We start from the raw sequence: 18,340 nt of genomic DNA, 5'->3' as shown, positions 1-18,340 counted from the left end.
GTCAAGCGCGCCGGCTCCTCCCCGGCCGGTCAGTCCGGCTGGATCCACGACACCTGCACGAGCTGCTTCCCGTTCTTGCGGCTCAGCATGTTGCCCCGGCCCGGCGGCATGGCGCTCGGCCGGATGTTGCCGATCAGCACGCCCTCGTCGCGGGAACCGTTCATCACCATGCCGGTGGCGGCGAGTTCCTTGAGCTTGCCGATGACCGGGTCGTACGCCGCCCGCGACGCGCCACCGGTGCGCCGGACCACGATCAGGTGCAGGCCGACGTCCTTGGCCTGGGCGAGGAACTCCCCCAGCGGCTTGAGCGGGTTCGTGGACTGCGTCGCCACCAGGTCGTAGTCGTCGACGATCACGAACAGCTCCGGACCGGTCCACCAGGACCGCGTCTTCAGCTGTTCCTGGGTGACGTCCGGACCCGGCAGCCGCCGCGTCATCGACCCGTGCACGTCCTGGACCATGCTGTCCAGCTGCGCCGACGAAACGGCGTAGCCGAGCAGCGCGTCGCCCTCGAGGAACCCGAGCATCGTGCGCCGGTAGTCGACCAGCAGGATCACGGCCTCCTGCGGCGTGTAGCGCTCGGTGATGCCGCGCGCGATCTGCCGCAGCAGGTTCGTCTTGCCGGACTCGCCGTCGGCGAACGCGAAGAAGTGCGGGTCCGCGTCGAAGTCCAGGTAGATCGGCTGCAGATCTTCCTCGTTGACGCCGATCGGGACCAGTTTCGTGTCCCGCTTCTGGTCGATCTGCAGGACCTCTTCGTAGGTGATCATCTCCGGCAGCAGGCGCACCTGCGGAGCCACCCGGCCGCGCCACGCCCCGCGGATCTTCGCGACCGCGTCCGCGACGCCCGCCGCGACCGTCTCCGGATCGCTCGACCCGTCGATCCTCGGCAGGCCGGTGAGCAGGTGCAGCTTGTCGCGGGTCAGCCCGCGGCCCGGCCGCCCGGCGGGCACGTTGACCGCGATCCGGCGGTCCATTTCGGACTCGGTCGGGTCACCGAGGCGCAGCTCGAACCGCGTGCCGAGCATGTCCTTGATCGCCGGCCGGAGGTCGGCCCACCGGTTCGCCGAGATGATCACGTGCACGCCGTAGGCCAGACCCTGCGTGGCCAGCCGCGTGATCGACGTCTCCAGCTCCTCGAAGTCGTCGCGCAGCGCCCGCCAGTTGTCCACGATCAGGAACGCGTCGCCGAACGCGTCCTGCTCCGGCGTGATCTCGCCGCGGCGCTTCCGGTTGCGGAACTCCGTCATCGAGTCGACGCCCAGCGCCCCGAACCGGCCTTCGCGCTCGACCAGCAGCGTGGTCAGCTCGGCCACGATCCGGCGGGCCTTGTCCGGCTCGCGCCGAGCCACCGCGACCCCGCCCACGTGCGGAAGGTCCGCGAGGCCGGCGAGCGTACCGCCACCGAGGTCGAGGCAGTAGAACTGCGCTTCCTCAGGGGTGTGGGTGAGCGCCATCGACATGATCAGCGTCCGGAGCATGGTCGACTTGCCCGACTGCGGGCCGCCCGCGATGACGCCGTGGCCCTGCGCACCGGCGAAGTCCGCCCACAGGAAGTCGCGCCGCTGCTCGTACGGCCGGTCGACGATGCCCATCGGCACCTGCAGCCTGCCGTTGCCGAAGAACCCGACCGGGGAAAGGCCGCGGTCGTCGGTGGGGTTGAGGTTCGGCAGCATCGTGTCGAGCGAGTTCGGCTCGTTCAACGGCGGCAGCCACACCTCGTGCGCGGGCGGGCCCTGCCCGATCAGGCGGCTGACGATGACGTCCAGCTCGCTGGGCTCGACCGCCTCTTCGGACTCCGGCTTCTTCGGCGCTTCCGCTTCCTCGATGACCGGTTCCGGCTCGGGTTCCTTCGGCAGTTCCACGAAGTCCGGCACGAACAGCTGCGGCCGCTTGTCGGCGCGCACCACCGTGGCGGCCGGACCGGCGGCCTTGATGCCCGCGGGCCGGTACGGGCCCGAGACGTAGGAAGCCTTGAACCGCACCAGGGTCGAGGTGTCGTACTTCAGGTAACCGCCACCGGGGACCGACGGCAGTTCGAACGCGTCCGGCACACCGATCGCCGCGCGGGATTCCGCCGCGGAGAACGTCTTCAGGCCGATCCGGTAGGACAGGTGCGAGTCGAGACCGCGCAGCTTGCCCTCTTCCAGCCGCTGCGACGCGAGCAGCATGTGCATCTGCAGCGACCGGCCCAGCCGGCCGATCGCGACGAACAGGTCGATGAAGTCCGGCTTCGCCGCCAGCAGTTCGGAGAACTCGTCACAGACGATGAACAGCGCGGGCAGCGGGTCGAGGTCGGCGCCGTTCTCACGGGCCTTCTCGTATTCCCAGACGTTCTTGAAGTTGCCGCCGTTCTTCAGCGCTTCCTGGCGGCGGTTCATCTCGCCGGCCAGCGCGTCCTTCATGCGGTCGACCAGCGTGACCTCGTCCGCGAGGTTGGTGATGACCGCGGACACGTGCGGGGCCTTGTCCAGACCCAGGAACGTCGCGCCGCCCTTGAAGTCGACGAGGACGAAGTTCAGCGTGCTCGACGAGTGCGTGGCCAGCATGCCCAGCACCAGCGTCCGCAGGAACTCGGACTTACCGGAACCGGTCGCGCCGATGCACAGGCCGTGCGGGCCCATGCCCTCGGCCGCGGCTTCCTTGATGTCCAGCTCGACCGGCTGGCCGTACTCGCCGACGCCGAACGGGACGCGGTAGCGGTCGCGGATCGGCCGGGGCCGCCACGCCTGCTGCACGTCGAACGTCATCGGGTCGCCGGGGATGGACAGCAGCTCCAGCAGCGAGGGGTTGGACAGCAGCGGCTCTTCGTCGCTGACGTCCTGCCCGCCGCCCCCGCCGACGCGGTACGGCGCGAGAAGCCGGGCGAGCGCCTCGACCTCGACCACGCTGAGGCTGTCCGGACGGCCGAACCATTCGACCCCACCCGCGCTGCGCGCGCCGAGCCGGTCCTCCTCGACCACGAGCCGCAGGCCGCGCCGGGCGGCGAGGTTGCCGACCGAATCGGAAAGGTCGATCAGGGTGACGCCGACCAGGCCCTCCTCGAGGATGATCTGCTCCTCGCGGGTGACCTCGGCGTCGTCCACGATGATCACGACGTGCGGCTGGTCCGGGGCGGGCGTCGCGTTGCGGGAGAACCGCTGCCGGTCGCGCAGCTCCTCGTCCAGCCAGTCCTCGATCTGCTTGAGCGAACCGGCCATCATGCGCAGCTGGCCGATGCCGTCGGACAGCGTGGGGTGCTGGGTGTGCGGGAGCCACTTGGCCCACTCCCACTCCTCCTTAGCCCGGCCCGCGGTGGCGACCGCGATCATCACGTCGTCCGGGCTGTGGAAGGCGACCAGCTGGGCCAGCATCGCGCGGGTCAGCGCGCGGGTGCGGTGGCGCTCGCCCTGCATGCTGACCGCCGCGAACCCGCGGAGGGTGATCTGGGTGGGCAGGTCGGGGACGATCGAGTGCGCGCGCACGAACCGGCGCAGCGCGAGGGTGGCGATCGGCTCCAGTTCGTCCACCGGGCCGGTCTGGGGCGGGACCAGCCGGGTGGCGAGGCGGTGCGAGCTGCGGCCGACGCGCAGGTGCAGGAAGTCCTGGTCGTTCTGCCTGCGCTCCCACATCCGGCGGCTCGCCGCGAGCGACCACAGCGACTGCGGGTCCGGGTGCACCCATTCGAGGGCGGCGCGCTGGTCGACCATCGCCTCGCGGGCGCGGTCGCGCATCTGGCCGAGATACCGCAGGTAGTCCTTGCGGTCCTCGTCCATCTCGGCCTTCTTCTGGCCGCCGCCCTTGCCGCCGCCTCCGGCGAGCATGCCGACGGTGCCCATCAGCATCATGCCGCTCATCATGATCGTGGTCGGGTTTTTCGCGCCGCCCGCCGTGAACATGAAAACCATCATCCCGAGCGACGCGAAGATCATCACGCCCGGAATCGCCTTGGCGACAATGCTTCCCGGGATCGTGCGGGGCACCTCGGGCGGCGGCTCGAGATGCACCTCGCCGCCGGGCGGGCGCGGCGCGGCCAGCCGCGGCGACTTCTTGAACTGCAGCGTGCTCATCTAGAAGGACCCCTCTATTCCTGCTCGACGCCTGCACCCGGGTGCGCGGGACAACCTATCGAACGTCGCCCCGGAAATCCGGCCAACTCCAGGATCGGCATCTCGCACCCCCTCCGCGGGCCCCCGGCGGGGCCCGTCCTCCCAGTGCGCCCGAGTGTAAGGACCACCACCGACAGTGAACGGACCAGGCGGGGGAACCCACTGGTCGGTCTGGCCTAAACGGGTCTTGACGGGTATTTTCGCCGACGATTTGCGGACACGCGCTGAAACCTGCCACCAGGTTCGGTATAAGTTCCCCCGGGAGCTGTCTTTTCAGAGCGGGGGATCTAGTGGCAACGGGCACGACGGTATTCAGCAGGGTCACGGTGGTCGCACCGACGACACGCATCGACGTCGCGCTTCCGGCCGACGTGGCGGTGGCCGACCTGCTGCCCATGCTTCTGGAGATGGCCAAGGAGGTCACTCCGGACGGCGGGGCCCGGCACGGCGGGTGGGCGCTGGCCAAGCTCGGCGACGCGCCGCTCGACCCGAGCCGGACGCTCGCGTCCCTCGGCGTGGTCGACGGCGAGCTGCTGCAGCTGCGCAAGCGGAACGAGAACCCGCCGCCGCCGATGTACGACGACGTGGTCGACGCCATCGCGGAGGCCGACCCGGACACCTTCCGCCCGTGGACGAAGGAGACCGCGCGCCGCTTCGGCCATGTCGCGGGCGGGCTCGCCCTCTTCTTCTCCGCGCTGGCGCTGTTCTTCAGCGGTTCCCTCTACGGCGGTTCCTCGCTCGGCCCGGCGATCGCCGGCGGCCTCGGCGCGATCGCCTGCGTCGCGGTCGGAGCCACGCTCGCCAAGGCCTACCAGGCCGAGGCCACCGGCGTGCTGATCGCCTCCGCGGGCGGCCTCCCGCTGGCGTTCGTGAGCGGGTTCTACATCGTGCCGGGACTGTCCGTCCGGGCAAACCTTTTGCTCGGCGCCGTGCTGGTGCTGATCGTCTCGGCGGTCTGCATCCTCGTGGTCGGCGCGGGCATCCGGGTGTTCATCGCCACCGCCACCGCGGGCGTGTTCGGCTCGCTCGCCTTCCTCGTCGCGACGCTCGTGACCAGCGCCGGGACCGCGGCGGTCGCGGCGGGCACGGTCGCCGTCGCGCTGGGCTGCATCTCCTTCCTGCCGCGCGCCACCATCTGGCTCGCCAAGCTGCCGCTGCCCTACGTGCCGAGCACCGCCGAAGAGCTGAAGGAAGACACCGGCTTCCCGGACTACAAGGCGATCGAGCAGCGCACCGCGGTCGCGCACGACTACATGACCGGCCTGATGATCGGCTGCGGCGCCACCACGGCGGGCGCGGCGGTCCTCGCGGCCACCGCGCCGAACGTCTTCGGCATCATCCTCGGCGTCGTCGCCACGCTGGTCCTGCTGCTGCGCGCCCGCGCCTACGCCAACGGCGCACAGGCCATCGCGCTGCTCACCACCGGCATGGTCGCCGGGGCGGGCATCCTGCTCGGCTGGCTGTTCTTCTCCGCCACCGCCGAGCAGCGGCTGCTGTACGTCTTCGGCGCGCTGATCCTGATCGCCGCGGCCGCCCTCGTGGTCGGCGTGGTCTTCCCGGACCAGCGCTTCTCGCCGCCGCTGCGGCGCACGGTGGAGATCATCGAGGCGATCTGCATCGCCGTGGTGCTGCCGCTCGCCCTCGGCGTGATGGACCTCTACTCGACGCTGCGCCACCTCAACCTCAAGTGAGCCGCGCGATGGGCTCCCCACGTTCCTTCCCCCGCAGGCTCGGCCTCCCCGGCCGCGCCGGGGTGGCGCTGTTCGCGGCCGGGCTCGGGCTGATGTCCCCGTTCGCCGCCGCTCCGGCGTCGGCACAGACGGCGAACGCGCCCGCGGGCACCTGGGCCACTCCGCCGCCGCTGGGTCCCGGCGACTCGCCGCCCGCCGACAGCCACGGCCCGGACAAGCCGTACAAGAAGAAGAACGATTGCGTGCAGCGCAGTCTCGGGCAGAACGTCGAGATCAAGGGCCGCCCGTGGGGCCAGGACTACCTGCAGCTGCCGAAGGCGCAGGAGATCGTCCGCGCGGCGACCGGATCGGTCGGCGGCGACCAGAAGGTCGCCGTGATCGACACCGGCGTCACGCCGCACCCCTGGTTCCAGGGCCGGGTGGAAAGCGGCGGGGACTACGTCGCACCTCCGGACAACGGCGCACCGGCGGGCATGCAGGACTGCGACGGCCACGGCACCGAGGTCGCCGGGATCATCGCGGGCAATCCGCAGGACCCGAACGTCGGCTTCATCGGCGTGGCCCCGGACGCGCACATCGTGTCCTACCGCCAGCTGAGCGAGAACTACGCCAAGGACGACAGCCCGCAGCAGCCCGCGGCTCCCCCGTCCGGCGGGACCGGCCAGCCGCCCGCGGGCAGCAGCAACAGCGCGCAGCCCCCGGCAGGCAGCAGCAACAGCCAGCTGCCCCCGTCCTCGGGCGGCGGCACCGGCAGCGGAAGCGGCACCGCGCCCCAGCAGGACAACAAGGGCGACAACCGGCAGCTGCAGAAAGAGGGCACCGCGGGCACGCTCAGCACGCTCGCGCAGATCATCCGCGGCATCGCCGACCGCGGCGGGATCGGCGTGATCAACATGTCGGTCGACCACTGCCGCGCGGGCACCGCGCCCGGCGACATCCAGGAGGGCGAGCGCCTCGTCCAGGCCGCGGTGCATTACGCGGCCGAGAGGGACATCGTGGTCGTCGCGGCCGCGGGCAACGTCTCGGAAAACTGCCCGCAGAACGACCAGTCCGACCCGAACAAGCCGAAGTCGGTCGTCACGCCGCCGTGGTTCTCCGACGACGTGCTGTCCGTCGGAGCCATCCAGGAGGACGGCGGCATCGCGCCGTTCAGCGTCCACGGCCCGTGGGTCGGCGTCGCCGCGCCGGGCACCAAGATCGTGTCGCTCGACCCGGCGGAGCACTCGACCGGACTGGCGAACCTGACCATCGCGAACGGCACCCCGTCGCCGATCCAGGGCACCAGCTTCGCCGCGCCGTACGTGGCGGGCGTCGCCGCGCTGGTCCGCTCGATGTACCCGCACATGAACGCGCGCGACGTGGTCAAGCGGCTCAAAGCGACCGCGCAGCACCCGGCCGCTCCCGGCGGCCGCGACAGCTTCGTCGGCTACGGCGTGGTCGACCCGGTGGCCGCGCTCACCGCGAATCTGCCGGGCGACACCGGAAACCTCGCGCTGCCGAAGCCGGTGGTGCAGGAGGCCAAGCTGCCGCCCGCCGACGGCATCAGCTCGACGCCGATGATCGTCGCGCTCGCCGGCACCGGCGGCGGGGTGGCGGCGCTGCTGATCACGCTGTTCGTGGTGCACACGATCCGGCGGAACCGGTCCGGGTCACCGCCTCCGCGATAACTCAGGCACGAAAAGGGCCGCTCCTCTCGGGGAGCGGCCCTTTCTTTTCCACAATGGAGAGCGCCCGGTTCCGGAGACGGAGAAGGCCGCTCGCCGCGGATGTCGCGGCCAACGGCCTCCCTGGTCATTTTCCGGGTTTCGGCGGCTTCCCGTCCTTCTCCGGCCGCCGCGCGGGCGGGTCCTGGCCGATCACCGGCGGAGTCACCTGCGCTGGCTCGCCGAAGATCTCGGACGTCTTCGCCGCCGTACGCTGCCGCGGCTTGTGCTGCGAGCTTCCGCCGCCACCGCCTCCGCCGCCCATGCCGGCGAAGCCCATCATCGGCATCATCGACGTGCCCGAGCCCTGATTCGCCGCAGCGGGCTGCGGGGCCGGGGCGACCGGCTCGACCGGCGGAATGCCCGCCTGGCCTTGCTCCAGCCGCGGATCGGCGGCGGTTTCCTTGCCGTGGTGGGAAGTCTCCGCGGCGGACGGGCTCACCGAATCGTCCGAAGAGGACGCGGAAGACGCCACTGTGGACTCCCCGGCCGCGGCGTCGGCCGACGGGCGGGTCGCAGCAGCAGCGGCACTCGCGGGCCCGTCCGCGTCGTGCAGCCGGAACTGCTCCGCCGGATAGTGGTGCCGCAGCTCGATGCTCGACGGGCTCCCCTCCTGAGCGTCCACTCCGGAGCACAACCGGCCAAACTCGCGCAGCACGTCCTCCGCCGCCTCGTGCAAGGACTTCAGCGATTGCTCGGTATCCCGCATCTGCGAACGCGCCCGCGAAGCGCCGCCGCTGGGCAGCATCGCCGATTCGGACAGCAGATCGGCAGCGTCGACCAGCACCTCCTCCGCCGCGCCCGCGATCTTGCGCAGCGATTCGGTGAGCTGGTCGAGCGAACCGGCGAGCGCGTCGAGCGCGTCCTCCGCCCCCTCGCTCGCGGCGCGGATTTCGCCGAGGTAGGCGACAAACGCGTCCGCGTCCGGCCCTGACCACGACGCGTCGATCCGGCCGAGGTCCTCCGCGAGGTCCTTGGACACCCTGGCCGCCGTGCGGGCCGCGGCGCGCAGGCTCTCGGCCTCCGCGTCCAGCTCCTCCCAGCGGCCGGTGAGCGGCTGGTAGTAGGCGGCGACCGGATCGGTGACGCCCAGCTCGCGGGCGAGCTCGGTCACGTACGCCAGAGACGGCTCCGTCACGAGATCCTCCCGGCGCGCTCGATCCGCTCGGCCGCGTCGGCGTCCCGCTCGGCGTGGCCGGTGGTGAGCTGCTCCAGCGCCGCGGTGACCGACCGCAGCGCGGCCACCCCGGCGGCGAGCTGGCCGCGCAACGCTTGCGAAGCCTGTGCGTACGACTCCGGCACGCCCAGCCGCGCGGCCGCCTCGCCGTACGCCTCGGAGGTGGTCGCTTTCGCGCCCACCTCGCCCGCGGCGGTCTCCAGTTCGTCGGCCGCCCGCGCGACTTTCGCCGCGTAGCCGCCGACGACCGCGCCATCGATCCGCACGGCGCTTGTTCCCGGACTGCTTCCCGGCGTTGCCACGTTCGACCCTCCGCTCACCCGGTGCGTGTCCGAGTGTGACGGACGGAACCCGCCGTCAGTTCCCCGCGGGTTGCTGCTGTCCGGCCGCCTGCGGTTTGTACGAGCCCGCGTTCGGGTCGATCGGGACCGAATCGAACTGCTTCATCACGTTCTGCACGTTCAGCGACGCTCCGGTCGGCAGCAGCCCGATGATCGATTCCGGTGCCGGCAGCCGGTTGTCCAGCCCCAGTTCGTTCGCGGTCGCCGCGTCCGGGACGCCGTAGCGGATGCCGCGGTCGGAGATCAGCTGGATCGGGCCCTTGTTGAAGGTCGCGCTCGTTTCGGTGGCCGACTGCACCACCGCGCCGTACCCGGTCGGCATGTAGAAGCCGGTGATCGGCACGCCGTTCGGGCCGGTGTTGCTGACGCTGATGATCTTCGAGGTGCCGTCGGCGTTCTTCTCCACCGGGATCTGCTTGTTGATGTAGACCGAGGTGTGCGCCTGGCTGTGGTCGGCGCTGAGCGACCAGCCGAGACACGCCACCGGCGCCTGGACGGCGTCGAGAACGGACGGGACGACCTGCGGGTAGGTGTCGACCCGCACGTAGTCGGGATCGCCCGGCTGCAGCACCTTGACGTTGTTGATCTTGTCGAGGGTCAGGGTCGGCGTGGTGGCCGAGCCGCCGCTCTTGGCCGTGCGCACGATGTCCGCGACGGCGGGCGACACCTTCTGGATGCCGCTCTTGGCGATGAGCCAGAACTCCAGCGCGCCGCCGGAGGGCTGGGTCGAGAAGACGTTGCCGACGGTCAGGCCGTCGAAACTGCTCGACGGCGTCCCGCCCTCGCCGGCCACCGGCGGCGGGGTCAGCTTGGTGACCTCGGGGATCGCGTTGAGGAGAGCCTGCGACACCTTGCGCGCCTTCGTCGGCAGGTGCAACGCGGACCGCACCGGGTCGCTGGAGCTGGACGACACCTCGGCGCGCACGGTATTGGCGTTCGACCGGTAGATGAGGTAACTCTTGCCGTTCCCGGCGTCGCCGAGCAGCGCCTGGTTCGCCTGCAGCTCGCCGCCGAGCTTGTCGATGCCGGCGATCACGTCGGTGTTGGTCTTGTTGACCGAGTCCGGCTGCGGCAGCGACAAGTCGAGCACGACCTCGTCGCAGACCGCCCAATTGGGGGTAGCCCGCTGGTCCGCCGACGGCAGCAGCTGCGGTCCGTCCGGAATGCCGGTGAGCTTCTCGCGCGGCATGTTCTTCAACTGTTCATCGGAGACGACAGTCGGGTTCTTCACGTCGGCCGCCTGCGGCTGGCCGCCTTGGCCGCCGCCCGGCTGCCCCTGGCTGCTCTGCTGCTTCTGCGCCATGAGGATCAGCCGCGCCGACGCGAGGTTGAAGGTCGGGATCAGTCGCGCCGGGTTTCCCGTGACGACATACACGGTGCCGGACTGCTCGCCGATCACGATGTTGTCCGACTGCGGCACCGCGGGCGCGGGACTCAACAGGCCCCACAGCACGAAAACGACGGCGCCCAGCACGCCGAGGATGACGCCGACCGCCGTCGCGCGCCCGTGCGAGCGCATGGGGTCGTGCAGCATCACCGCATCACGGCGGACCAGCGCGGACTGCATCCTGCGCAGGACGAACTTGTATGCCTGAACCTGAGACTTAGTCGTGGGTGTTGATGGCATTCTCGACCTACAGTCCTCCCCGTCGCGGTACGGTTCCGCAGGATAGCCGTACGGGGACCGTCTGGTGTGGGGTTTCTACCAACTCCGGTTAGGGTCAGGCATCCCGGGACCGGCTTTCCGGGTACGCAGCACTCACGAGGGGAAGAGAACGCGCGGATGTCCGTCAGCACGCCTCCACGTCCGCCTGGTCCGCAGGGACCGCCACCGCCTCCCGGGGGACGTCCCCCGGGTCCGCCGCAGCGGCCCGGCAGAACCGGCGGACCCGGTGCGGCTCCCGGCGGTCCCGGAATGCCCCCTCGCACTCCCGCTCCCGGCGGCCCTGGCGGTCCCGGTGGTCCGGGCGGCCCAGGCGGACCTGGCGGTCCCGGACGGCCCGGCGGACCGGTCACTCCCGGGCCCGGCGTCCCCAAGCCCGGCGCGCCCGGACCCAAGCCCGGTGGACCCGGTGGACCCGGTGGACCCGGCGGGCCTAAGCCTGGTCCTGGCGGTCCCAAGCCCGGCGGCCCCGCGGGTCCTGGCGGCCCGGGCGGGCCCGGTGGCCCAGGCGGACCTGGCGGTCCCACCGGCCCGCGCACCGGACGTCCTGGCGGCGGCGGTCCCGGCGGTCCGCGTCCGGGCGGTCCCGGAGGCAATGGTCCTGGCGGTCCCGGTGGCCCTGGCGGCGGCGGACCTGGTGGCCCCGGCGGCCCTGGCGGCGGCGGTCCCGGTGGTCCGGGCGGTCCCGGCGGCGGCGGTCCCGGCGGCCCTGGCGGCCCGAGCGGCGGCGGCCCTGAAAGCAGCGAACCCGCACCGACCGGCGGCGGCGCCGCGACCGCGCTCCGGATGGCCCCGCCCTCGCGGCGGCGCTCCGGCGGCATCTCGCTCGGCCCGCTCCCGGTGGTCAACCTCGTCGTGCTGGAAGTCGGCGTCGCGATCGGGCTCGTGCTGCTCGCGATCAACATGCAGCTCAAGTACGTCGCGATCGGCGTCGCGGCGCTCGGCCTGATCTTCGCGTTCCTGCGTGTCGGCGGACGCTGGTTCACCCAGTGGCTCGCGCTGACGCTGCGGTACCGGTTCCGCTCGCGCGGCCGCGTGGCGACCCCTCCGCCGCCGACCAGCATCGAGGAACTCGCCGAGGAAAGCGCTGTCACCGGCCCGGAGGACGCGCGCGTCAGCCTGCTGCGGCTGGCCGTGCCGGACCTCGTGGTGGCGCACGCCGTCGACCACGAACGGCAGGAAGTCGGCATCGCCTGGAACGACGGCACCTGGACCGCGGTCCTGCTCGTCGAGCCGATGCCGGCGATGATCTCCCAGGCCGGCGGCGCGCCCAGCCTTCCGCTGTCCGCGCTCGCGCCGTGCCTGGAAGACCGCGGCGTGCTGCTGGACTCCATCCAGATGATCTGGCACAGCTACCCGGGTTCGGCCGCGATGCCCGCGGACGCCCCGGCCCTCAGCTCCTACCTCGAGGTGCTCGGCCCGCTGCCCGCGGCCGCCCGGCGGACCACGTGGATCGCGGTCCGGCTCGACCCGCGGCGCTGCCCGGAGGCGATCCGGGAACGCGGCGGCGGCGTCGTCGGCGCGCACCGCGCGATGATCGGTGCGCTGTCGCGGGTGCGGAACGCGCTGGAATCCCAGGGCGTGCCGACCCGGCCGCTCGACCCGGACGAGTTGCTGCGCGCCAGCATCTCGGCGGCCGAGCTCACCGCGGTCGCCGGTTCGAACGAGAAGGTCAGCCTGCAGGAGAGCTGGACCGGCGTCACCGCGGCCGGCATCGGGCACTCCAGCTACGCGATCACCGGCTGGCCCAAGGGAAAGATCAGCGGCAGCCTCAACGGGCTCACCAGCGTGCGCGCGCTGTCCGCGACGGTCGCCATGGCGATCTCGCCGTCCGCCGACGAGGGCCGCATCGGCCTGCGCGGCGTGGTGCGGCTCAGCGCCCGCAACCCGCGTGAGCTGGACGCGGCCGACCAGCGGCTGCAGAGCATCGCGGAGCGGCTGGACGTCGACCTGACCCCGTTGAAGGGCATGCAGATCTCGGCGTTCTCCGCGACGCTGCCGATCGGAGGGACGGCATGAGCGCCGCTTGCCAGCGAATCATCGTTATTCATGCCGCGGCCTCCCCGGCAGCCAGCGTGAAACTCCTCGAGGAGGCGGCGGAATGAGCACGCGTGTTCGCGACGCCGGGCAAAACACCGGCGTCGCCCCGGAGTTCACGGTCGACCCGGCCATGCTCGACGCGATCAGCCCGTCCGGCGACCGCGGCGGCGTCGTCCTCGGCTCCGGCCTCAAGGGCGAACCGCTGACGGTGTCGGCCCTGCGCTCGCAGCCGACCCGCATCGTGCTCGTCGGCGGCCTCTACCTGGCCCGCCAGGTCGCGATGCGCGCCTTGGCGACGGGTGCCTGGGTGGTCGTGGCCACCGGACGTCCCGCGGCGTGGCAGGTGCTGCAGCAGGCCGCCGGAAGCCGCGACGGACGTCCGTCGCCCCTGGTGCAGATCCGCCGGCTCTCCCCGGTCGAGCTGCCGCGCCCGTCCGAGGACGCCCCGCTGCTCGTGGTGACCGACGGCGGACCGACCCCGCAGGACCTGTTCCCGCCCCGGTCGCCGTGGCAGACCACGGTGTACGTGCTGCCGTACCTGCACCCGCAGGCAGGCACCACGGCCAACGCGGCGGACCTCGTGCTGATGCAGCGACTGCCCGCCGGACAGGCTGAATTGGCCGCCCGCATCTGGCGGCTGCCGCCGCAGATGATGCGTCAGCTGACCACGCTGAAGGACGACCAGGTCGTCGCGCTGGGCACGAACCTGTGGCGTCCGCTGCGGCTGGTCACGACGCAGAAGGAACAGCAGCTGCTCGGCCCGGTCCGCCGAGGCGACTGAGAACTCCGGAGAAGTGAAGGCCTCCTTGCTTGCCGCAAGGAGGCCTTCACTTTTTCCGGACTCGGCCGATCGGTGCCCGCGGCTGGCCGATCGGCCGATCAGCCGGCGCTGGCCAAACCGCCACGATGTGCCGCATGATGCTCACGAAGCTGCTCGCACCGGTGCTCGCCGGAGTGGTGCTCGTCCCGTTCGCGCCCGGCGTCGCGACGGCCGCTGAACCGCTGAAGTGGAAGCCCTGCAAGGAAATCGCCAGTGGCTGGCCCGCGAACGATGCCCGCACCGAATGCGCTTCGCTGAAGGTTCCCGTCGACTACGCCAAGCCGGACGGACGCACCTTCGACCTCGCGGTGAGCCGGATCAAAGCGTCCGGGAGCCGTGCCGGAGCAGTCCTGGTCAATCCGGGAGGCCCCGGCGATTCCGGCATGGGCTTGCCGCGCGATCTCCTGGAATCGACCGTCGCGGGCATCGGCACGCACCACGACCTCATCGGCTTCGCGCCGCGCGGAATCGGTTACAGCGCAGGCCTTTCCTGCCCGCATGATTCCGCCGAGCCGGATCCGTCCTTGCCGGACAAGGAAAAAGCCCGGTTCACCGCTGAGCAGAACGCGAAGCGGTATCGGGCCTGCGTGGCGAAGGATCCGGAGTTCATGCGGAACCTGACCACCGCGAACATCGCGCGCGACATGGACCGCGTCCGGAAGGCGCTCGGCGAGGACAAGATCGGCTACTTCGGCATTTCCTGGGGCACCGCACTCGGCGCGGAATACCGCACGCTGTTCGACGGCCACGTCAGCCGGATGCTGCTCGACTCCGTCATGGACCCCGCTTTCGACCTCGGCCGCGTGGACTACGACGAGGCCGCCGCACGGGAAGCTTCCTTCCACGACCTCGCCGGCTGGATCGCGGGCAACGACCGCGTCTATCACTTCGGCACCACGAAAGCCCAGGTCATCAAGGCCCTGCTGGATCTTCGCGCGAAGGCCGCCGATCGACCCGCCGTGGACAGCCTGCTCACCGCGCACCGCGCCAACTGGCCGAACTCCGCACATCAGCTGGCCGCGCTCCGGTCCGGTGCCTCGCTCCCCGGCGCGGCGCCGCAGGCCCGGACCGCCTTCGGCTGGAACGAGCCGAACCCGGAGTTCAACGGGGACCAGCAGGATGCCTTGATCTGCAACGAAGGGACCGGCACCCGGGACTTCGAGACCTACTGGCGCCACCACGTCGCGCTGTCGGCCAAGTTCCCGGTCGCCGGAAGCCACGGCCAGTTCGACGGACGCTGCACCGGCTGGCCGCTGCCGCCGACGCCATGGCAGTTCACCGCGGGCAAGAGCCCGCTCCAGCTCGTCGGGCACGCCTATGAGTCCGTGACGCCGTATCCGTGGGTCCGCGACATGCAGACCCGCATCGGCGGGGCGCTGCTCACCGTCGAAGACGACGAGCACGGTTCGCTGGCGGAGCTGCCGTGCGGAGCCAAGGCAGTCGAGTTCTTCGACACGGGGAAGACGTCGAACACGACTTGCCCTGGCGCGCCGATTCCGCCCGCGAGTTAACGATCGACCCGCGGCCGGGCGTCGGCTTGGGACCACTCCCTCAGACGCCCAGCCACGGACTGGTACGGCAGGGTCCCGGTCGCGGTCGCGATCACCAGGTCGTACGCCTCGTCCTCCGGCGCGTCCAGGTCGAAGCCGTTGAGCCCGTAGAAGACGTACACCGACATCCAGCCCAGGCGCTTGTTGCCGTCGATCAGCGGGTGATTCCGGACGATGGATTCCAGCAGCACCGCGGCTTTCTCGTGCAGCTCCGGATAGGCGTCCTGTCCCATCAGCGAGGACTGCGGCCGGTGCGCCGCCGCGTCGAGCAATCCCAGATCGCGTATCCCGGGCGCCCGCAGGTCGGCCGACAGCAGGAGCAGGTCGTCCAGCGTCAGGTACTCGATTTTCACTGCGCCAGGCGATCAAGCAGGGCGGCGTAGCGGGAGCGGCCTTCGAGGGAAAGCTCGTGAACCCGGTCGTCCCGGACCCGGCGGGCCGCGGCGTCCGTGATCGCCCGCACCACCGCTTCGTGCTTGCTCACCCCGTCCGCTTCGGAAAGCAACGCGAGCGCACGCTCCACTTCGTCGTTCAACCGCAAAGTCATCGCCATGCTGTTGATGATACCAGAGTGGTATCACCGTGGGCTGCTTTTTACGGCCGGCCCGGCCTAAAGCTCGGTCGACGACCGCACGTTTCGCGTCTGCTCCGCGCGCGCGGCCAGCAGCTCGTCCGGCGGGTAATCCACCGCTGTCAACGTCAATCCGTGCGCCGGAGCGACCGCGCTGTCCCGCGCCCCGCTCGCCAAAACCTCGCCCGGCCACTCGGTTCCGCGCCGCCCGTCCCCCACGAGCAGCAACACCCCGACGAGGCTGCGGACCATCGAATGGCAAAAAGCGTCCGCGCTGACCCGGACTTCCAGCAGATGCTCGTCGATCCGCGTCCACTCCAGACGCTGCAGCTCGCGGATCGTCGTGCCGCCCTCGCGCTGTTTGCAGTACGCCGCGAAGTCCTGCAGGCCCAGCAACGCCTCCGCGGCAGTGTTCATCCGCTCTGTCGACAGTGGACGGCCCCAAGCCAGAGTGTCGTTGCGGCGCAGCGGATCGACGCCCCACGGGGCATCTGAGACCCGGTAACGGTAGTGCCGCCGGATGGCCGAGAACCGGGCGTCGAACCCCTCGGGAGCCACGCGGGCGTTCAGCACCCGCGCGTCGGCGGGCAAAAGTTTGTTCCAGCGGCCGCGCATCCGCGTCAGATCCGGGATTCCCTTTTCGTCCACAGGAATCCGGCCCGGCGCACCGGGTTCGAACGGGACGACGTCGACGTGCACGACCTGGCCCGTCGCGTGCACCCCGGCATCCGTGCGGCCGGCGACGACCACGGACTTCGGCACCGACTCCCCCGGCGGCTGGCGGTGCAGCGCCTGCTCCAGCTCGGCCTGCACGGTGCGGCGGCCGGGCTGGCGGGCCCAGCCGGAGAAATCCGTGCCGTCGTAACTCACGTCCAACCGCAGACGAACGAGCCCGCCCTCCCCGTGGGGAGCGGCGGGCTCGTCCGATGTAGACAGTGCCGGCAGGACTCAGTCCTTCTTGGCGTCCGCGTCGTCCGAGGCAGCAGCCTCGTCCGCGGCCGGAGCGGCCTCTTCGGCAGCCGGGGCCTCTTCGGTCGCGGCAGGAGCCTCAGCGGCTTCCTCGGCGACCGGAGCGGCGGCGACCTCGTCCTTGGCGAACTTGGTGCCGCGGGCCCGCTCGGCCTCAGAGGTCACGGTCTTCTCCGCGACCAGTTCGATGACGGCCATGGCGGCGTTGTCGCCCTTGCGCGGCATCGTCTTGGTGATGCGGGTGTAACCGCCGGCGCGCTCCGCGAAGTGCGGACCGATCTCGGCGAACAGCTTGTGCACGACGTCCTTGTCCCGGACGACCTTCTGCACCAGGCGACGGTTGTGCAGGTCGCCCCGCTTCGCCTTGGTGATCAGCTTCTCGGCCAGCGGGCGGACCCGCTTGGCCTTGGCCTCGGTCGTCGTGATCTTGCCGTGCTCGAACAGCTGAGTGGCCAGGTTGGCCAGGATCAGCCGCTCGTGCGCGGCAGACCCGCCGAGCCGGGCTCCCTTGGTAGGGGTGGGCATGACTTTCTCCTAGTTCAGCTCACAGCGTCCGGGCACGAGGCCTCAGAGCTGCTCGGTCTCTGCGTAGTCCTGGCCATCGTCGTGGCCGTCGTCCGAAATCCCGCCGCCGATGCCGGCGACCCCTTCCGACCAGCCTTCGCCGTCGTAGCTGGTGGCAGCCGCGGACGGGTCGAACCCGGGCGGGCTGTCCTTCAGCGCGAGGCCGAGGCCGACGAGCTTCAGCTTGACCTCGTCGATCGACTTGGCGCCGAAGTTGCGGATGTCGAGAAGGTCCGCCTCGCTGCGCGAGACCAGCTCGCCAACGGTGTGGATGCCTTCGCGCTTCAGGCAGTTGTACGACCGGACGGTGAGGTCCAGGTCCTCGATCGGCATCGCGTAGGCGGCGATGGTGTCCGCCTCCTGCGGCGACGGGCCGATCTCGATGCCCTCGGCGTCGACGTTCAGCTCGCGAGCGAGACCGAACAGCTCCACCAGCGTCTTGCCGGCCGAGGCCACCGCGTCGCGCGCGGTGATCGACGGCTTGGTCTCGACGTCCAGGATCAGCTTGTCGAAGTCGGTGCGCTGCTCGACACGGGTGGCCTCGACCTTGTAAGTCACCTTCAGCACCGGCGAGTAGATCGAGTCGACCGGGATCCGGCCGATCTCCGCGCCCGCCTGCTTGTTCTGCAGGGCCGGAACGTAACCGCGGCCGCGCTCGACGACGAGCTCGATCTCGAGCTTGCCCTTGCCGTTCAGCGACGCGATGTGCAGATCCGGGTTGTGCACGGTGACGCCCGCGGGCGGCACGATGTCGGCAGCCGTGACCTCACCCGGGCCCTGCTTGCGCAGGTACATGGTGACCGGCTCGTCCTCTTCCGACGACACGACCAGTTCCTTCAGGTTCAGGATGATGTCGGTGACGTCTTCCTTCACCCCGGGAACGGTGGTGAATTCGTGCAGCACGCCGTCGATGCGGATGCTCGTCACGGCCGCGCCCGGGATGGACGACAGCAGCGTGCGCCGCAGCGAGTTGCCGAGCGTGTAGCCGAAGCCGGGCTCCAGCGGTTCGATGGTGAACCGGGAGCGGGTCTCGTTGACCGTCTCTTCGCCGAGAGCCGGCCGCTGGGAAATCAGCATTTCTTAGTTTCCTTTCCAGACGACGCCCGCCATATGACGTCGAAGGGATGGCGTGACGGCGGCGCACTCTGGGCGCCGCCGCCCCG

Annotated in this window: 14 protein-coding genes; 5 read left to right on the top strand and 9 right to left on the bottom strand. The window is 70.9% G+C overall.

Translation table 11 applies throughout. The features are described from left to right. Nucleotides 1-29: 29 nt before the first annotated feature. A complete protein-coding gene (gene eccCa, locus ACFORO_RS40225) occupies nt 30-4,049 on the bottom strand; it encodes a type VII secretion protein EccCa (RefSeq protein WP_354748186.1) in 4,020 nt (1,339 codons plus the stop codon). A 329-nt stretch (nt 4,050-4,378) separates the two neighbouring features. On the opposite strand from eccCa, the gene eccD reads away from it, so the two are divergent. Next, nucleotides 4,379-5,779 carry a type VII secretion integral membrane protein EccD gene (gene eccD, locus ACFORO_RS40220; protein ID WP_354748188.1) on the top strand — a complete coding sequence of 467 codons (1,401 nt, stop codon included), beginning with the start codon at nt 4,379-4,381 and terminating at the stop codon, nt 5,777-5,779. Between the two features lie 8 nt (nt 5,780-5,787). After that, nucleotides 5,788-7,446 carry a S8 family serine peptidase gene (locus tag ACFORO_RS40215; RefSeq protein WP_354748190.1) on the top strand — a complete coding sequence of 553 codons (1,659 nt, stop codon included), beginning with the start codon at nt 5,788-5,790 and terminating at the stop codon, nt 7,444-7,446. Between the two features lie 124 nt (nt 7,447-7,570). Here the strand turns inward: ACFORO_RS40215 and ACFORO_RS40210 are convergent, their stop codons facing one another. From ACFORO_RS40210 to eccB, 3 genes are all read right to left on the bottom strand, one after another. Then, nucleotides 7,571-8,620 carry a WXG100 family type VII secretion target gene (locus tag ACFORO_RS40210; protein WP_377874023.1) on the bottom strand — a complete coding sequence of 350 codons (1,050 nt, stop codon included), beginning with the start codon at nt 8,618-8,620 and terminating at the stop codon, nt 7,571-7,573. Next, nucleotides 8,617-8,925: a hypothetical protein gene (locus ACFORO_RS40205; RefSeq protein ID WP_377874022.1), complete on the bottom strand. Its 309-nt coding sequence runs from the start codon at nt 8,923-8,925 to the stop codon at nt 8,617-8,619. The genes ACFORO_RS40210 and ACFORO_RS40205 overlap by 4 nt, the downstream gene beginning before the upstream one ends. A gap of 91 nt (nt 8,926-9,016) precedes the next feature. Continuing rightward, complete coding sequence (eccB, locus tag ACFORO_RS40200; RefSeq protein WP_377874021.1) at nt 9,017-10,567, bottom strand: type VII secretion protein EccB; 1,551 nt, start codon at nt 10,565-10,567, stop codon at nt 9,017-9,019. A gap of 882 nt (nt 10,568-11,449) precedes the next feature. Here eccB and eccE point away from each other — a divergent pair. The 3 genes from eccE (at nt 11,450) to ACFORO_RS40185 (ending at nt 15,034) form a co-directional block, all read left to right on the top strand. Then, nucleotides 11,450-12,682, top strand: a complete 1,233-nt coding sequence (gene eccE / locus ACFORO_RS40195) for a type VII secretion protein EccE (protein ID WP_354748198.1) — start codon at nt 11,450-11,452, stop codon at nt 12,680-12,682. 82 nt (nt 12,683-12,764) lie between these two features. Next, nucleotides 12,765-13,484, top strand: a complete 720-nt coding sequence (locus tag ACFORO_RS40190) for a hypothetical protein (RefSeq protein WP_354748200.1) — start codon at nt 12,765-12,767, stop codon at nt 13,482-13,484. A 134-nt stretch (nt 13,485-13,618) separates the two neighbouring features. Continuing rightward, nucleotides 13,619-15,034 (top strand): alpha/beta fold hydrolase, encoded by a 1,416-nt coding sequence (locus ACFORO_RS40185; RefSeq protein WP_377874019.1) that lies wholly within the window; start codon nt 13,619-13,621, stop codon nt 15,032-15,034. Here the strand turns inward: ACFORO_RS40185 and ACFORO_RS40180 are convergent. The 5 genes from ACFORO_RS40180 to ACFORO_RS40160 all read right to left on the bottom strand — a co-directional run bounded on the left by ACFORO_RS40180 (nt 15,031) and on the right by ACFORO_RS40160 (nt 18,254). Further along, nucleotides 15,031-15,426 carry a type II toxin-antitoxin system death-on-curing family toxin gene (locus ACFORO_RS40180; RefSeq protein ID WP_377874018.1) on the bottom strand — a complete coding sequence of 132 codons (396 nt, stop codon included), beginning with the start codon at nt 15,424-15,426 and terminating at the stop codon, nt 15,031-15,033. The genes ACFORO_RS40185 and ACFORO_RS40180 overlap by 4 nt on opposite strands. Next, nucleotides 15,423-15,626 (bottom strand): CopG family transcriptional regulator, encoded by a 204-nt coding sequence (locus ACFORO_RS40175; protein ID WP_067587897.1) that lies wholly within the window; start codon nt 15,624-15,626, stop codon nt 15,423-15,425. The genes ACFORO_RS40180 and ACFORO_RS40175 overlap by 4 nt, the downstream gene beginning before the upstream one ends. A 57-nt stretch (nt 15,627-15,683) precedes the next feature. Continuing rightward, nucleotides 15,684-16,520: a tRNA pseudouridine(38-40) synthase TruA gene (gene truA, locus ACFORO_RS40170; protein ID WP_377874017.1), complete on the bottom strand. Its 837-nt coding sequence runs from the start codon at nt 16,518-16,520 to the stop codon at nt 15,684-15,686. Nucleotides 16,521-16,592: 72 nt separating this feature from the next. Beyond that, on the bottom strand, nt 16,593-17,138 hold the full coding sequence (rplQ, locus tag ACFORO_RS40165) for a 50S ribosomal protein L17 (protein WP_354748208.1): 546 nt from the start codon (nt 17,136-17,138) through the stop codon (nt 16,593-16,595). 42 nt (nt 17,139-17,180) lie between these two features. Beyond that, on the bottom strand, nt 17,181-18,254 hold the full coding sequence (locus tag ACFORO_RS40160) for a DNA-directed RNA polymerase subunit alpha (protein ID WP_009072342.1): 1,074 nt from the start codon (nt 18,252-18,254) through the stop codon (nt 17,181-17,183). Between the last annotated feature and the right edge of the window lie 86 nt (nt 18,255-18,340).

The organism is Amycolatopsis halotolerans, from assembly GCF_042647905.1.
In the GTDB taxonomy this organism is placed as follows: Bacteria; Actinomycetota; Actinomycetes; order Mycobacteriales; family Pseudonocardiaceae; genus Amycolatopsis; species Amycolatopsis halotolerans.
This window is presented reverse-complemented; position numbering and strand designations above follow the sequence as displayed.

What these genes read in the sequence shown, in the direction of transcription:
- eccCa (WP_354748186.1), bottom strand. Translation starts at nt 4,049, where the DNA reads ATGAGCACGCTGCAGTTCAAGAAGTCGCCGCGGCTGGCCGCGCCGCGC.
- ACFORO_RS40215 (WP_354748190.1), top strand. Translation starts at nt 5,788, where the DNA reads ATGGGCTCCCCACGTTCCTTCCCCCGCAGGCTCGGCCTCCCCGGCCGC.
- eccB (WP_377874021.1), bottom strand. Translation starts at nt 10,567, where the DNA reads ATGCAGTCCGCGCTGGTCCGCCGTGATGCGGTGATGCTGCACGACCCC.
- eccE (WP_354748198.1), top strand. Translation starts at nt 11,450, where the DNA reads ATGGCCCCGCCCTCGCGGCGGCGCTCCGGCGGCATCTCGCTCGGCCCG.
- ACFORO_RS40190 (WP_354748200.1), top strand. Translation starts at nt 12,765, where the DNA reads ATGAGCACGCGTGTTCGCGACGCCGGGCAAAACACCGGCGTCGCCCCG.
- ACFORO_RS40185 (WP_377874019.1), top strand. Translation starts at nt 13,619, where the DNA reads ATGATGCTCACGAAGCTGCTCGCACCGGTGCTCGCCGGAGTGGTGCTC.
- ACFORO_RS40175 (WP_067587897.1), bottom strand. Translation starts at nt 15,626, where the DNA reads ATGGCGATGACTTTGCGGTTGAACGACGAAGTGGAGCGTGCGCTCGCG.
- rplQ (WP_354748208.1), bottom strand. Translation starts at nt 17,138, where the DNA reads ATGCCCACCCCTACCAAGGGAGCCCGGCTCGGCGGGTCTGCCGCGCAC.
- ACFORO_RS40160 (WP_009072342.1), bottom strand. Translation starts at nt 18,254, where the DNA reads ATGCTGATTTCCCAGCGGCCGGCTCTCGGCGAAGAGACGGTCAACGAG.